Annotated in this window: 10 protein-coding genes; 7 read left to right on the top strand and 3 right to left on the bottom strand. The window is 68.3% G+C overall.

Features of this window, described 5'->3' with window-relative positions:
- Positions 1 to 3 precede the first annotated feature (3 nt).
- The 7 genes from AC1DK9_RS03425 (at position 4) to AC1DK9_RS03455 (ending at position 10,677) form a co-directional block, all read left to right on the top strand.
- Positions 4 to 351, top strand: coding sequence for a holo-ACP synthase (locus AC1DK9_RS03425; protein ID WP_175321209.1), 348 nt, complete (start codon positions 4 to 6; stop codon positions 349 to 351).
- A gap of 5 nt (positions 352 to 356) precedes the next feature.
- On the top strand, positions 357 to 1,880 hold the full coding sequence (locus AC1DK9_RS03430) for an NAD(P)H-hydrate epimerase (RefSeq protein WP_476914987.1): 1,524 nt from the start codon (positions 357 to 359) through the stop codon (positions 1,878 to 1,880).
- A gap of 90 nt (positions 1,881 to 1,970) precedes the next feature.
- Positions 1,971 to 4,211, top strand: a complete 2,241-nt coding sequence (glgX, locus tag AC1DK9_RS03435; RefSeq protein ID WP_476914988.1) for a glycogen debranching protein GlgX — start codon at positions 1,971 to 1,973, stop codon at positions 4,209 to 4,211.
- Positions 4,208 to 6,532 (top strand): malto-oligosyltrehalose synthase, encoded by a 2,325-nt coding sequence (gene treY / locus AC1DK9_RS03440; RefSeq protein WP_476914989.1) that lies wholly within the window; start codon positions 4,208 to 4,210, stop codon positions 6,530 to 6,532. Before glgX ends, treY begins: the two co-directional genes overlap by 4 nt.
- 37 nt (positions 6,533 to 6,569) lie before the next feature.
- On the top strand, positions 6,570 to 8,345 hold the full coding sequence (gene treZ / locus AC1DK9_RS03445; protein WP_476914990.1) for a malto-oligosyltrehalose trehalohydrolase: 1,776 nt from the start codon (positions 6,570 to 6,572) through the stop codon (positions 8,343 to 8,345).
- Between the two features lie 15 nt (positions 8,346 to 8,360).
- The gene (gene mgrA, locus AC1DK9_RS03450; RefSeq protein WP_476914991.1) at positions 8,361 to 9,398 is read left to right on the top strand and encodes an L-glyceraldehyde 3-phosphate reductase; all 1,038 of its coding nucleotides are present in this window, start codon (positions 8,361 to 8,363) and stop codon (positions 9,396 to 9,398) included.
- 193 nt (positions 9,399 to 9,591) lie between these two features.
- Positions 9,592 to 10,677 carry an inositol-3-phosphate synthase gene (locus tag AC1DK9_RS03455; protein WP_476862322.1) on the top strand — a complete coding sequence of 362 codons (1,086 nt, stop codon included), beginning with the start codon at positions 9,592 to 9,594 and terminating at the stop codon, positions 10,675 to 10,677.
- Positions 10,678 to 10,913: 236 nt separating this feature from the next.
- Here the strand turns inward: AC1DK9_RS03455 and AC1DK9_RS03460 are convergent, their stop codons facing one another.
- The 3 genes from AC1DK9_RS03460 to mshA form a co-directional block, all read right to left on the bottom strand.
- Complete coding sequence (locus AC1DK9_RS03460) at positions 10,914 to 11,855, bottom strand: hypothetical protein (protein ID WP_476914992.1); 942 nt, start codon at positions 11,853 to 11,855, stop codon at positions 10,914 to 10,916.
- 279 nt (positions 11,856 to 12,134) lie between these two features.
- Positions 12,135 to 13,874: a formate--tetrahydrofolate ligase gene (locus AC1DK9_RS03465; RefSeq protein ID WP_476914993.1), complete on the bottom strand. Its 1,740-nt coding sequence runs from the start codon at positions 13,872 to 13,874 to the stop codon at positions 12,135 to 12,137.
- A gap of 97 nt (positions 13,875 to 13,971) precedes the next feature.
- Entirely contained in the window at positions 13,972 to 15,237 is a 1,266-nt protein-coding gene (gene mshA / locus AC1DK9_RS03470) for a D-inositol-3-phosphate glycosyltransferase (protein ID WP_476914994.1), read from the bottom strand.
- Positions 15,238 to 15,290 lie beyond the last annotated feature (53 nt).

The following is a 15,290-nucleotide window of genomic DNA, read 5'->3' on the forward strand; positions in this document are numbered from 1 at the left end:
CGCATGATTGTTGGCATTGGCGTAGACGTCGTAGACATTGAGCGGTTCGGCCGGCAGCTGGAGCGCACCCCCGGGTTGCGCGACAGGCTGTTTGTCCCGGCCGAGCGGGAACTGAACACCCGGTCCCTGGCCGCACGGTTCGCCGCCAAGGAGGCCGTGGCCAAGGTGCTCGGAGCGCCGGCCGGGATGAACTGGCAGGACTGCTGGATCGGGCTGGACCAGAACGGTCCCACGGTCCAGGTCAAGGACACGGTTCTGGCGGTAGCCGAGTCGAAAGGCGTTAAACGCTGGCACCTGTCGATCAGCCACGACGGCGGTATCGCCACCGCCACGGTGATCGCCGAAGGCTGAGCACCATGATCAGCGCCTATACCGGAACCCACATTCGAGGCCTCGAGAAACAGCTTCTTGAGGCGAGTGCGGACCCCGGTATGGGCGCTGTTCTCATGCAGCGGGCGGCCTACGGGCTCGCCAACACGGTGATCCGGGAACTCCGGAACCGCGGACTGAAGGCCTACGGGTCCAGCGTGAGCGTGCTGGCCGGCAAGGGCAACAATGGCGGAGACGGGCTCTACGCCGCTGGGCTGCTGGCCCGCCGCGGCCTGCGGGCGACGGCGGTGCTCACCGCCGGCGAAGCCCACCCCGAAGCGCTGGCAGCGTTCCGCGCCGCGGGCGGCCGGGACACCGAACTCAGCGACGGCAACGCCAGGGAGCTGGCTGCAGACGCGGCCGGRGCCGACGTCGTTATCGATGCGGTGCTGGGTACCGGCGCCCAGGGCGGCCTTCGGGGAGCGGCCGGCGTCCTGGTCCAGGAACTGCAGCGCAGCCGGCCCGGGCTGGTGGTGGCCTGCGACATCCCCAGCGGCGTCGACGCCGATACCGGCGAAGCGCACGCCCCTGTCTTGGCCGCCGACGTGACCGTGAGCTTCGGCGCGGCGAAGGCCGGCCTGCTCGCCGACCCGGGAGCAGACTTCACCGGCCGCATCCGGACCATCCCGATCGGCATCGAGCACGCGCTGGCGGACCCCGAGCTGCGGCGCCTGGAAACAGCCGACTTGGCGGCTCTCCTGCCGCATCCGGGACGCCGCTCACACAAATACTCCCGGGGCGTGCTCGGCGTCGTCGCCGGATCCGCCCGCTACCCGGGGGCGGCCGTGCTCGCCTGCCGCGGCGCGCTGGCCGCAGGTGCCGGCATGGTCCGCTACGTAGGCCCGCCGGAGGTCGCGGACCTGGTTCGCCAGTCCTGCCCCGAAGTAGTGTGCGGCACGTCCGTGGCCGACGCCCACGTCCAGGCCTGGCTGCTGGGGCCGGGACTCGACGACGGGGCCCACGAGCAGCTGGAGCGCGTCCGCGAGGCGGCCGCCGCTGGCCTTCCCACCGTGGCCGACGCCGGGGCACTCCCGGCCCTGCCCCGGGAGTTGTCCGCGCACACCGTGCTCACCCCGCATGCCGGCGAACTTGCCGGCTTGCTGGAGCGTTACGGCGCCGGACCGGGGCGCACCGCCGTTGAGGACGCCACCCTCGCCGCCGTCCGGCAGGCCAGCGGGCTCACCGGAGCGACCGTGCTGCTCAAGGGGGCTACCACCCTGGTGGCGGCGCCCTCGGGGGCGATCTTCAGCCAGGCCGAGGCCAGTCCCTGGATGGCGACGGCGGGCAGCGGCGACGTGCTGGCCGGGGTACTCGGTGCCCTGCTGGCGCAACTCGCGGAAGGCTCCGACGCCTTCAGCGCCTTACGGCTCGACGGCCCGGACCGGTGGGCCGCCGTTGCTGCGATGGCGGCCAGCCTGCACGGCCGCGCCGGAACAGCCGCCTCAAACGGGGGACCGCTGACGGCGTCGGACATTGCCGAGGCCTTGCCGGAGGTCATCGCGAGACTGTAACAATGCGCACACCCTGCGCCTCCGGTAAATTAGTAACCTTACTTACAAGTAGTCTGTCTAGAGATTGTCCGCATCGCACGAGGAGTACACATGGAAGTCTGGCCCGGAACGGCTTACCCGCTGGGAGCCACTTTTGACGGCACCGGCACCAATTTTGCCCTGTTCAGCGAACAAGCGGAGCGGGTGGAACTCTGCCTTCTGGCCGACGACCTGAGCGAGACGCGGATTGAACTGACCGAGGTGGACGGCTACGTCTGGCACTGCTACCTGCCGCAGATCCAGCCCGGGCAGAAGTACGGCTACCGTGTGCACGGCCCGTACGATCCGGCGAACGGAAACCGCTTCAACCCCAACAAGCTGCTGATGGACCCCTACGCCAAGGCCATCCAGGGCCAGATCGACTGGGACCCGGCGCTCTTCTCCTACGAATTCGGCGACCCCGATTCGCGCAACGACGCCGATTCGGCGCCGCACACCATGCACGGCGTGGTCATCAACCCGTTCTTTGAGTGGGACGGCGACCGCCAGCCGCGCATTCCGTACCACGAGTCGGTCATCTACGAGGCGCACGTCAAGGGCCTCACCGAACTGCACCCGGAGATCCCCGAGGAACAGCGCGGCACCTACGCCGGCGTCGCCCACCCGGCCGTCATCGAGCACCTGAAGAAACTCGGCGTGACCGCGGTTGAGCTCATGCCGGTCCACCAGTTCGTCAACGACGGCACCCTGGTGGAGAAGGGCCTCAACAACTACTGGGGCTACAACACCATCGGCTTCTTCGCCCCGCAGAACACCTACAGCTCCTCCGGCGACGTCGGACACCAGGTCCAGGAATTCAAGGCCATGGTCCGCGATCTGCACCGGGCGGGCATGGAGGTCATCCTCGACGTCGTCTACAACCACACCGCGGAGGGCAACCACCTCGGCCCCACCCTGTCCTTCAAGGGCATCGACAACCAGGCCTACTACCGCCTGGTCGACGGCGACCAGAAGCACTACATGGACTACACCGGCACGGGCAACTCGCTCAACGTCCGGCACCCGCACTCCCTGCAGCTGCTGATGGACTCCCTGCGCTACTGGGTGACCGAAATGCACGTCGACGGCTTCCGCTTCGACCTCGCCTCCACGCTGGCCCGCGAGTTCTACGACGTCGACAAGCTCTCCACCTTCTTCGAACTCATCCAGCAGGATCCGGTCGTCTCCCAGGTCAAGCTCATCGCCGAACCGTGGGACGTTGGCCCCGGCGGCTACCAGGTGGGCAACTTCCCGCCGCAGTGGACCGAATGGAACGGCAAGTACCGCGACACGGTCCGTGACTTCTGGCGCGGCGAACCGTCCACGCTGGGCGAATTCGCGTCCCGCCTGACCGGCTCCGCCGACCTGTACGAGAGCTCGGCCCGGCGCCCGGTGGCCTCGATCAACTTCGTCACCGCCCACGACGGCTTCACCATGCGGGACCTGGTGTCCTATAACGAGAAGCACAACGACGCCAACGGCGAAGGCAACAACGACGGCGAATCGCACAACCGCTCTTGGAACTGCGGCGAGGAAGGCGACACCGACAACGAAACCGTGCTCGCCCTCCGCGCCCGCCAGCAGCGCAACTTCATCGCCACACTGCTGCTCTCCCAGGGCGTGCCGATGCTGCTGCACGGCGACGAACTCGGCCGCACCCAGCAGGGCAACAACAACACCTACTGCCAGGACTCCGAGCTCAGCTGGATCCACTGGGAAGCCATGGACCAGCCGCTCGTGGAGTTCACGGCCTTCGTCAACAAGATCCGCCACGACCACCCGACCTTCCGCCGCAGCCGGTTCTTCGACGGCCGGCCGGTCGTCCGCGGCGAGGGCGAGAAGCTGCCGGACATCGTCTGGCTGAAGACCGACGGCACCGGAATGCTGCCCGAGGACTGGGACAGCGGCTTCGGCCGCACCATCGGCGTGTTCCTCAACGGCCACGGCATCCAGGAACAGGACTCCCGCGGCCGCCGGATCACCGACGACAGCTTCCTGATGGCCTTCAACGCCCACGACGACAACGTTGACTTCTGCCTGCCGGCCGACGAGTACTCTCCGAACTGGGAGGTCCTCATCGACACCGCGGCCCAGGCCGACGCCTACGAACCGCTCAAGGCCGGGACCACCCTGACCCTGGCGGCCAAGTCCATGGTGGTGCTGCGCGCCTACTCGGGCCCGGAAGTCGAGGTGGACTACTCCGCCGCGGCGTCGCTGGCTTCGATGGCTGAGCACGAGGACGCCCAGGAGGAGATGGCCGAGGCGCAGACTAAGGCGGCTGAAGCCAGCGAAGCCAAGGCAACCGCTTCATGAGGACGCCCGTCTCGACCTACCGGCTGCAGATCCGGCAGGGCTTCACCCTGCAGGACGCCGCGGAAACCGTGCCGTACCTGAAATCCCTTGGGGTCGACTGGGTCTACCTCTCGCCGATCCTCACCGCGGAGCAGGGCTCGGACCACGGCTACGATGTCACCGACCCCGCCTCGATCGATCCGGAGCGCGGCGGCCCCGAGGGGCTGGCCGCCGTGTCCCGGGCGGCCCGCGAGGCCGGCATGGGCGTGCTCGTCGACATTGTGCCAAACCACGTGGGCGTCGCCACCCCGGTGCAGAACCCGTGGTGGTGGTCGCTGCTCAAGGAAGGCCGGCAGTCGCCGTACGCCCCGGCGTTCGACGTCGACTGGGACTTCGGGGGCGGCCGGATCCGGATCCCCGTGCTGGGCGAGGACTCGGACGTGGACGCGCTTGAGATCCGCGACGGCGAACTGCGGTATTACGACCACCGCTTCCCGCTGGCCGAAGGCAGCTACACCGAAGGGGAGAACCCCCGCGAGGTCCACGACCGGCAGCACTACGAACTGGTCGGCTGGCGCCGGGCGGACAACGAGCTCAACTACCGCCGGTTCTTCGCGGTCAATACCCTCGCCGGGATCAAGGTTGAGGTCCCGGAGGTCTTCGATGAAGCCCACGCCGAGATCGTCCGCTGGTTCCGGGAAGGCCTTGTTGACGGCCTGCGGATCGACCACCCGGACGGCCTCGCGGATCCGGCCGGTTACCTGCGCCGGCTGCGCGAGGTGACCGGCGGGGCCTACCTGCTGATCGAGAAGATCCTCGAGCCGGGGGAGGAACTCCCGGCTGCCTTCGAGTGCGAGGGGACCACCGGGTACGACGCCCTCGCGGACGTGGACCGGCTCTTCGTCGATCCCGCCGGCCAGGCTGGGCTCGACGCCCTGGACACCTCGCTGCGGGGCGGCGAACCCGCGGACTATGAGGAGATGATCCGCGGCACCAAGCGGCGGATCACGGACGGGATCCTGCATTCGGAGATGCTGCGGCTCGCCCGGCTGGTGCCGGCATCCGCCGGGCTCAACGCGGCAGAAGCCGTCGACGCCCTCTCCGAGATCACCGCGGCCTTCCCGGTCTACCGCAGCTACCTGCCCGAAGGCGACGACGTGCTGCGCGAAGCATGCGAACTCGCCGTGCAGCGCCGGCCTGAGCTGGAACCCGTCGTGCAGACGCTGCTGCCGCTGCTGCTGCACGCCGGGCCCGGGGACGACGCCGAGCTGGGCCGCCGCTTCCAGCAGACCTCCGGCATGGTGATGGCCAAGGGCGTCGAGGACACCGCCTTCTTCCGCTACACCCGGCTGGGCACCCTCACCGAGGTCGGCGCCGATCCCACCGAGTTCGCGCTGTCCACGGACGAGTTCCATGCCCGGATGGCGCGGCGCCAGGCTGAACTGCCGCTGTCCATGACCACGCTCAGCACCCACGACACGAAGCGCAGCGAGGACACCCGGGCGCGGATTTCCGTGCTCGCCGAGCTGGCCCCGGAGTGGACGGCGTCGCTGCGCCGGCTCCAGGAGCTCGCGCCGCTGCCGGACGGCCCGCTGGCCAACCTGCTCTGGCAGGCGATTGTCGGGGTTTGGCCCGCGGACCGGGAACGGCTGCAGTCCTACGCCCAGAAGGCCGCCCGGGAGGCTGGCAACTCGACCGACTGGCTGGATCCGGATCAGGCGTTCGAATCGAAGCTGGCGGCCGCCGTCGACGCGGCCTTCGACAACGCCGAGGTGCGCGCGGAACTGGATTCGCTGGTTTCCCTGCTGGACCCGTACGGCTCCGCCAACGCACTGTCCGCCAAGCTCGTCCAGCTCACCATGCCCGGCGTGCCGGACGTGTACCAGGGCACCGAGTTCTGGGACCGGTCGCTGACCGATCCGGACAACCGGCGCCCGTTCGACTTCGGCGCCCGGCAGGCCGCCCTGGCGGCGCTCGACGCCGGCGAGCGTCCGGCGTCGTACCGGGAAGACACCGCGAAGCTGCTGGTGACTTCGCGGGCGTTGCGGCTGCGCCGGGACGCCCCGGAGCTGTTCACCGGTTACTCCCCGGTCCAGGCCACCGGAGCGGCCGCGGAACACCTGGTCGCCTTTGACCGCGGGGCGGACGCGCCGGGTGCCATCACCCTGGCCACGAGGCTGCCCCGCGGGCTGGCGGAGCGGGGAGGCTGGCAGGACACCGCCATCAGCCTCGCCGTCGCCATGACGGACCAGCTGAGCGGCCGGTCCTTTGGCCCGGGCACGGTGGACGTGGCGGAGATCCTCCGCGACTACCCGGTTGCCCTGCTGGCACCGGCTGCCTGACACGTACGAACAGACGAACCGATAGAGGGGAACGGCAATGACTCTGCCCGCACACGGAACCGCACGCTTCGATCTTTGGGCGCCGGACGCGCAGGAAGTCACGCTCCTCGCCGACGGCAGGAAGTACCCGATGACCCGGGCCGCCGGCGTGGGGAGTGCGGGCAGTGAGGGCTGGTGGAGCGCCCCGGACGCCCCGGCGTCCGGGGACGTCGACTACGGCTACCTGCTGGACGGGGACAGCACCCCGCTGCCGGACCCGCGGTCCCGCCGCCAGCCCGGCGGCGTCCACTCGCTCTCCCGCACCTTCGACCCCGGCAGCCATGAGTGGGCCGACGGCCAGTGGAAGGGCCGCGGGCTGCAGGGCGGCGTCATCTACGAGCTCCACGTGGGCACCTTCACGCCGGAGGGAACCCTGGACGCCGCGATCGGCAAGCTCGGCTACCTCGCCGACCTCGGCGTCGACTTCGTGGAACTGCTGCCGGTCAACGGTTTCAACGGCACCCACAACTGGGGCTACGACGGCGTGCTCTGGTACACCGTGCACGAGGGCTACGGCGGTCCGGCCGCCTACCAGCGCTTCGTCGACGCTGCCCACGCGGCGGGCCTCGGCGTCATCCAGGACGTCGTTTACAACCACCTCGGCCCCAGCGGCAACTATCTGCCCCGGTTCGGGCCCTACCTCAAATCGGGGGAGGGGAACACCTGGGGTGATTCGGTCAACCTGGACGGCGCCGGTTCCGACGTCGTCCGCCGCTACATCCTCGACAACGCCGCCATGTGGCTGCGCGACTACCACGTGGACGGCCTGCGGCTGGACGCCGTGCACGCCTTCAAGGACGAACGCGCGGTCCACCTGCTGGAGGACTTCGGCGCGCTCGCGGATGAAATCGCCGCCGAAACCGGGCGCCCGGCGACCATGGTTGCCGAGTCCGACCTGAACAACCCGCGGCTCCTCTACCCCCGGGACGCCAACGGCTACGGCCTTACCGGGCAGTGGAGCGATGACTTCCACCACGCGGTCCACGTCAACGTCAGCGGCGAAACCACCGGCTACTACAGCGACTTCGATTCCTTGGAGGCGCTGGCCAAGGTCCTGGAAAAGGGCTTCTTCCACGACGGCAGCTACTCCAGTTTCCGGGGACGGCACCACGGACGGCCCATCAACACCTCCCTCGTGCACCCGGCCGCGCTCGTCGTCTGCAGCCAGAACCACGACCAGATCGGCAACCGGGCCACCGGCGACCGGCTCTCCCAGAGCCTTGGCTACGGCCAGTTGGCGCTCGCCGCCGTCGCCACCCTGACCTCGCCGTTCACACCGATGCTGTTCATGGGCGAAGAATACGGCGCCACCACCCCCTGGCAGTTCTTCACCTCGCACCCGGAACCCGAGCTCGGGAAGGCCACCGCGGAGGGCCGGATCAAGGAATTCGAACGGATGGGCTGGGACCCCGCCGTCGTGCCCGACCCGCAGGATCCGGCGACCTTCACCCGCTCCAAGCTGGACTGGTCCGAAGCCGGGTCGGGGGAGCATGCCCGGCTGCTCGAGCTGTACCGGAAACTGATCGCGCTGCGCCGCGCGACGCCGGAACTCGCCGACGGCGGTTTCGCCGAGACCTCCGTCGACTTCAGTGAAGACGAGGGCTGGCTGCTGTTGCGCCGCGGCACCGTGGAGGTGGCGATGAACTTCTCCGCCGAACCACGCCAGATCCCCGTAACCGGCGGCTCGCTGCTGCTGGCCACCGAGGACGGCGTCACGCTGACCGGAGGCCGGGCCGGGCTGCCCGGCCACAGCGCCGCCGTCGTCTCCCGATAGGACAGGATAGAACGCATGACTTACCTTGCAGCAGAGAACCGATACGACACCATGCCCTACCGCCGGGTGGGACGCAGCGGGCTGAAACTTCCCGCCATCTCCCTCGGCCTCTGGCACAATTTCGGCGATGACAAGCCCTTCGAGGTCCAGCGCGCCATCCTGCGCCGCGCCTTTGACCTGGGCGTCACCCACTTCGACCTGGCCAACAACTACGGCCCGCCCTACGGCAGCGCCGAAACCAACTTCGGCCGCCACTACAAGGACGATTTCAAGCCCTACCGGGACGAACTCGTCATCTCCAGCAAGGCGGGCTACGACATGTGGCCCGGGCCCTACGGCAACTGGGGATCCCGGAAGTACCTGCTGGCCAGCCTGGACCAGTCGCTGACGCGGATGGGCCTGGACTACGTGGACATCTTCTACAGCCACCGCCCGGACCCGGAGACCCCGCTGGAAGAAACCATGGGCGCCCTGGACCAGGCCGTCCGCTCCGGCAAGGCGCTTTACGCGGGTATCTCCTCCTACACCCCGGAACAGACCCTCGAAGCGGCCCGGATCCTCAAGGAACTGGGCACCCCGCTGCTGATCCACCAGCCGAGCTACTCGATGCTGAACCGGTGGACCGAGAACGGCAGCCCCAGCCTGTACGAGGCGCTGGAACAAGTTGGCGCGGGGGCCATCGCCTTCTCGCCGCTGGCGCAGGGCATGCTCACCGACCGCTACCTCAATGGCGTCCCGGAGGACTCCCGCGCCGCGCAGGACAAATCCCTGGACCAAGGCATGATCACCGGGGAAAAGCTGGACCGCGTGCGCGGGCTCAACCGGATCGCGGAAGGCCGCGGCCAGACCCTCGCGCAGATGGCGATCGCCTGGATCCTGCGCGAACAGGGCAAGGGCACCTCGGTCACGTCGGCCCTGGTCGGTGCGTCCAGCGTCCGGCAGCTCGAAGACACACTCGCCGCGATCAACAACCTGGACTTCACGGCCGATGAGCTGGACGCGATCGACGAGTTCGCCGTCGAGTCCGACATCAACCTCTGGGCCCAGAAGTAAGCTGCCGGCCGGCGGTTTCGTGGCGCCGCCGCCGGCCGTAACAGATTCGGTACCGGCGCCGGGAACAACTTAGCTCCCGGCGCCGTTGACTAGAATGCTAAGGGCGCCGCATGGCGTTGTGCCCGTTTGCCGCCGTCGTACATCAGAGTGCGGCCGCGCCGGGCGCGTGAAGTTTGTTCTCAAAGGGAGTTTCGTGTCTACAAATCCGATTCGTGTTGCAATCGTCGGCGTGGGTAACTGTGCCACTTCGCTGGTCCAGGGCGTCGAGTACTACCGGGACGCCGATCCCCAGGCCACGATCCCGGGTCTGATGCACGTGCAGTTCGGCAAGTACCACGTCAACGACGTCCAGTTCGTGGCGGCCTTCGACGTCGACGGCAAGAAGGTTGGCCAGGACCTCTCCGCCGCGATCCTCGCCAGCGAAAACAACACCATCAAGATTGCCGACGTCCCGCCGACCGGCGTCACCGTCCAGCGCGGCCCGACCCTCGACGGCCTGGGCAAGTACTACCTCGAGACCATTGAGCAGTCCCCGGAGGAGCCGGTCGACGTTGTCCAGGCGCTCAAGGACGCCCAGGTCGACGTCATGGTCTGCTACCTGCCCGTCGGTTCCCAGGAAGCGGCCGAGTTCTACGCCCAGTGCGCGATTGACGCCGGCGTGGCCTTCGTCAACGCCCTGCCGGTGTTCATCGCCGGGACCAAGGAGTGGGCGGACAAGTTCACCGCAGCCGGCGTGCCGATCGTGGGCGACGACATCAAGAGCCAGATCGGTGCCACCATCACGCACCGCGTCATGGCCAAGCTCTTCGAAGACCGCGGCGTCACCCTGGACCGCACCTACCAGCTGAACGTCGGCGGCAACATGGACTTCAAGAACATGCTGGAGCGCGACCGCCTCGAGTCCAAGAAGATCTCCAAGACCCAGGCCGTCACCTCCAACGTGGAAGCCGACCTTGCCGCCAAGGACGTGCACATCGGCCCGTCGGACTACGTCCAGTGGCTCGATGACCGCAAGTGGGCGTTCGTGCGCCTCGAGGGCCGCAACTTCGGTGACGCCCCCGTGTCGCTTGAGTACAAGCTGGAGGTCTGGGACTCCCCGAACTCCGCCGGCGTGATCATCGACGCCGTTCGCGCCGCCAAGATCGGCCTGGACCGCGGCATCGGCGGCCCGCTGCTCTCCGCCTCGAGCTACTTCATGAAGTCCCCGCCGGAGCAGTTCAACGACGACCTCGCCCGCGAAAAGGTCGAGGCCTTCATCCGCGGCGACCTGGAGCGCTAAGCCCCTTCGCCCTGCCCTCGGCGGGCGCTCCCTCACTTCTGGCGCGTTTCAACCCAACGCTCCCGCACCTATGGTGTGGGAGCGTTGTGGTTTCCGGCGTACGTGGCGGCCTTCCTTCCCGACGCTCCCTCACATCCGGTGGGTTTTAGCCGGACGATCCCTCACGTCTGGCGGGTTTAGACCGGACGCTCCCTCACGTCGGGTGGGTTTGGGCTGGACGCTCCCTCAGCTCAGCTCTAAAAGCCGGCGGCGGTTGGCGGGCTGATGTAGGCAGTGCGGAGGACCCGCTTGATCCTGGCGACGGCGCCTGCGAAACCATCCGCAAGGTCTTCTTTTGTCAGAAGGAGAACAGTCCAGCCCGCGGCCTCGAAGGCCTTGTCCCGCCGGCGATCGCTAAAGATCTGGGCAGGGAGCAGGTGGTGCCCGCCGTCGTACTGCACCGCCAGGCGCCGACGCCGATACCCGAGGTCCGCCGTCGGCGTTCCTGCACTTCCCGGGCGCAGCTCTATCTGCAGCTCTGGTTCAGGAAGCCCGGCGTCGCACATCGCGAGGCGGAGGAGGGTCTCGGGCCCTGAATCGGCTCCCACCCGCATCAGATCCAAGGCCTCCCGTGCGCGGACGATCCCCTGCAGGTTTGGATGACGGCGCAGCATCTCCCACAGCCCGTCGATGGTCGCGAAAGGCTCGCTCCGCCCCTCAAGGTTGAACCGGGGGATCCGAACGAGCTCATCTCCCATGCAGACAAGCTCGTACAGGCTCAATTGCCGGGCCAGGTCAAGCCACGTCCGGGGCCGGGTGCTGATCCGGATGCCGTCCGCCGTCTCGATCTCGTCGTCGAACGCAATAACCGTGTGTCCGACGATCCCCTTACGACGGACTTCGGGGAGCGCGCGCGGCTTGCTCAGATGCAACTCCTCGAAATCCGAGAGCCACGGCGGCAAGAGCTGGCTGCGAAGTTGAGCCGCCGTAACGTGCGAGATCCATGCCCCGGGGGAAGCTGCGGACAGCGCGCGGGCCGCAGCCTCCAACTCGAAGCTCCAACCCGCTGGCCGGTACAGACCCCGGCTGACGTGCCTGAAGTCCGCCTGCCGGAGCCTGGCCCTGGGCACTCCCAATGCCGTCGCAGTCGCGAGGGTAAAAGGACCTGCCGCCAGCACGCCGGGTAGCTCTGTTCTCATGCTGGCATTGTGAGCGACTTTGAAAAGCCGTGCAGGAGTTATCCACAGCTGCCTCTGTCGCCGCGCACGATCTGAGCGAGCGTCCGGCGTAATGGCACCGGAGGTGAGGGAGCGTCGGGTTTAGAGGCGCCGGATGTGAGGGAGCGTCGGGTTTGGGGGCGCCGGAGGTGAGGGAGCGTCGGGTTTAGAGGCGCCGGAGGTGAGGGAGCGTCGGGTTTGGGGCGCCGGATGTGAGGGAGCGTCCGGCGGAAACGCGCCGGAGGTGAGGGAGGGTCGCGGCTAGAAGAGGCCCACGGGGTTTCCGTCGTCGTCGACGTCCATCCGCATCGCCGCCGGGACCTTGGGCAGGCCCGGCATGGTCATCACCGCGCCCGTGAGCGCCACGATGAAGCCGGCACCGGTCTTGGGGATGAGATCCCGGACGTGGACGGTGAAACCCTTCGGCGCGCCAAGCTTGGTGGCGTCGTCGCTGAAGGAGTACTGCGTCTTAGCCATGCAGACCGGCATCGAGGTCCAGCCGTTTTTCTCGATCTCCGCGAGCCGCTTGAGCGCCGGCACGGAGAAGTCGACGCCGTCGGCCCCGTAAATCTCCTGCACGATGGTTCGGATCTTGTCCTCCACCGACATCTCCAGCGGGTACAGGTGCCGGAAGCCGTGCGGCGCGTCGATGGCGGCGGCCACCTTTGCCGCGAGTTCATCGCCGCCGTCGCCCCCTCCGCCCCGGCCCCAGACATCGGCCACGGCCGCCTGCACGCCCTCCGCGGCGCACCAGTCCAGCAGCCAGTCGAGCTCCTCCTGGCTGTCGGTGCCAAACTTGTTGATCGCAACCACCGGGGTGATGCCAAACTTTTCCACGTTGCGCACGTGGCGTTGCAGGTTGGCGACGCCGGCGGCCAACGCCTCGACGTCGGGCTCCTTGAGCTGGTCCTTGGCGATGCCGCCGTGCATCTTGAGTGCACGGATGGTGGCCACCACGACGACGGCGGCCGGGGCGACGTCGGCCATTCTCGACTTGATGTCCATGTACTTTTCCGCGCCCAGGTCGGCGCCGAAGCCGGCCTCGGTGATGACGACGTCGGCCAGGCTGCGCGCCGTCTGGGTGGCGATCAGCGAGTTGCAGCCGTGCGCGATGTTGGCGAAGGGGCCGCCATGCACCAGCGCCGGAGTGCCCGCGATGGTCTGCACCAGGTTCGGTTTGATCGCGTCCTTGAGCAGCATGGTCAGGGCACCCTGGACGCCGAGGTCGGCAACCGTGACCGGCTCGCGGTCGTAGGTGTAGCCGAAGGTGATCCGGCCCAACCGGGAGCGCAGATCGTCCAGGTCCGTAGCCAGGCAGAACACGGCCATGATCTCCGAGGCGACCGTGATGTCGAAGCCATCCTGCCGCGGCACGCCCTGGGTGGGTCCGCCGAGGCCGATCACGACCTCGCGCAGCGCCCGGTCGTTCATGTCCAGCACCCGCTTGAACGTCATCCGGCGCGGATCGATGTTCAGCGCGTTGCCTTGGTAGATGTGGTTGTCCACGAGAGCTATCAGGGCGTTGTTCGCCGAGGTGATGGCGTGGAAGTCGCCGGTGAAGTGCAGGTTGATCTCGTCCATCGGCAGCACCTGGGAGTAGCCGCCGCCGGTCGCGCCGCCCTTCATGCCGAGGATCGGTCCGAGCGAGGGTTCGCGCAGCGCGATCATCACCCGGTGCCCGGCGCGGGCCAGGGAATCAGCCAGGCCCACCGTGGTGGTGGACTTGCCCTCACCGGCCGGGGTGGGGGACATCGCCGAAACCAGCACCACCTTGCCGGGCGCGTGTGCACCGTCCCGCTTCAGCTTGGCGGGATCGATCTTGGCCTTGTAGCGGCCGTAGAACTCGAGCGCCTCGGGGTTGATTCCGGCCGCGGCGGCCACGTCCTCGATCGGCCGCATGGTGGCCCGCTGCGCAATCTCCAGATCGCTCAGGACGGGCGACACTGCCGGCTGTCCGGCCGCGGCGGTGGCCCCTGCGGTCTCCGTGGTGTTCTCAGACATCGTTGCCCTTCAGCTCGTGGCTTTGGGGCGCTGCGGCCGGCGGTTCCGGCGAAACGCCCTTCCAGGCGCTCTGCCTGGATTCCGTGCTGCATCCCGGTCAGTGCGTGTGGCCCACCGGGATGCTTCGTGTTCCAAGGTACTGGACCAATGCGGACTGGTAGCTCTCCAGCGTAATCGCGGCGGTGCGCTGCCAGCCGAAGCCCTGGGCGTGCACCGAGGCGGCGCGGCCCATGTCCTCCCGGGTGGCAGCGTCGTCGTGCAGGGCCTCCAGCGCGTCGGCCCAGTCCGATGCCTTGTGCCCTTCCACCAGCAGGCCGGTCCGGCCGTCGAAGATCGCCCGCGACAGGCCGCCCACTTTGGTGGCGACCACGGGGGTCCCGCAAGCCTGGGCTTCCAGGGCCACCAAGCCGAAGGATTCGCTGTAGGAGGGCATCACGACGACGTCGGCCGAGCGGTACCAGCCCGCCAGTTTGGGTGCGCTGACCGGCGGATGGTGGGTGACGACGTCGTCCATTCCCGCAGCGGTGATCAGGGCCTTGAGGTCAAAATCCTTCGCCCCGCTCACCGCGCCGAGGATGGTCAGCTGCAGATCGATGTCCGGGCGGCGGGCGCGCAGCAGCGCGGCCGCCTTGATCAGGATCTGCGGGCCCTTGAGCCGCTGGATCCGCCCGGCGAAGAGCAGGTGGAAGCGGCCCGGCGGGACGCCGTGCTGGCTCCGGGCGCGGCTGCGGAAGGCGGGCGTGAAGACGGACAGGTCCACTCCCGGGGGCGCCACGTCGATGCGGTCCGGGTCGGCCTCGTAGTGCGAGACCAGCTCGGCGGCCTCCGCGCCGGTGTTGGCGATCAGCCGGGTGGCTCCGTCGACGATCCGGTGCTCACCCTCCTCGCGCCGCCGCGGCTCGGGCTGCTCGCCGGACTCCAGCAGCAGGTTTTTGACCTTCGCCATGGTGTGCATGGTGTGCACCAGCGGCACCCCCCACAGCTCCGAGAGTTCAAGGCCCGCGACCCCCGAGACCCAATAGTGGGAATGGACAACGTCGTAGCGGCCGTGCGGCTGGAGCTGCTTGATCCGGTCGATCTCTGCCACCATGTTGTGCAGCAGGGCCGGCAGTTCCTCCTTGGGAAGTTTCCGCGGCGGCCCGGCCAGGACGTTGTGGACGCAGACTCCCGGGCTGGGGTGCTCGACGGCGGCCTGTCCCGCCGCGGTGGACCGTGTGAAGATCTCCACCTCGACGCCGGTCTCCGCCAGGGCCGCGGCGAGGGCGCGGATGTACACGTTCATGCCGCCGGCGTCCCCGGACCCGGGTTGTTCCATCGGCGAGGTGTGCAGGGAGAGGAAGGCGACACGGCGGACCAGCGGCATTCTCTTCCTTCCCTTCGCGTGACGTGGATTCGATAAAACATTACTCCTGAACT

The sequence above is a fragment of the Arthrobacter sp. 01T414 genome (genome assembly GCF_056398965.1).

Coding starts and splice junctions, on each gene's coding strand:
- AC1DK9_RS03425 (WP_175321209.1), top strand. CDS start 4: ATGATTGTTGGCATTGGCGTAGACGTCGTAGACATTGAGCGGTTCGGC.
- glgX (WP_476914988.1), top strand. CDS start 1,971: ATGGAAGTCTGGCCCGGAACGGCTTACCCGCTGGGAGCCACTTTTGAC.
- treY (WP_476914989.1), top strand. CDS start 4,208: ATGAGGACGCCCGTCTCGACCTACCGGCTGCAGATCCGGCAGGGCTTC.
- treZ (WP_476914990.1), top strand. CDS start 6,570: ATGACTCTGCCCGCACACGGAACCGCACGCTTCGATCTTTGGGCGCCG.
- mgrA (WP_476914991.1), top strand. CDS start 8,361: ATGACTTACCTTGCAGCAGAGAACCGATACGACACCATGCCCTACCGC.
- AC1DK9_RS03460 (WP_476914992.1), bottom strand. CDS start 11,855: ATGAGAACAGAGCTACCCGGCGTGCTGGCGGCAGGTCCTTTTACCCTC.
- AC1DK9_RS03465 (WP_476914993.1), bottom strand. CDS start 13,874: ATGTCTGAGAACACCACGGAGACCGCAGGGGCCACCGCCGCGGCCGGA.
- mshA (WP_476914994.1), bottom strand. CDS start 15,237: ATGCCGCTGGTCCGCCGTGTCGCCTTCCTCTCCCTGCACACCTCGCCG.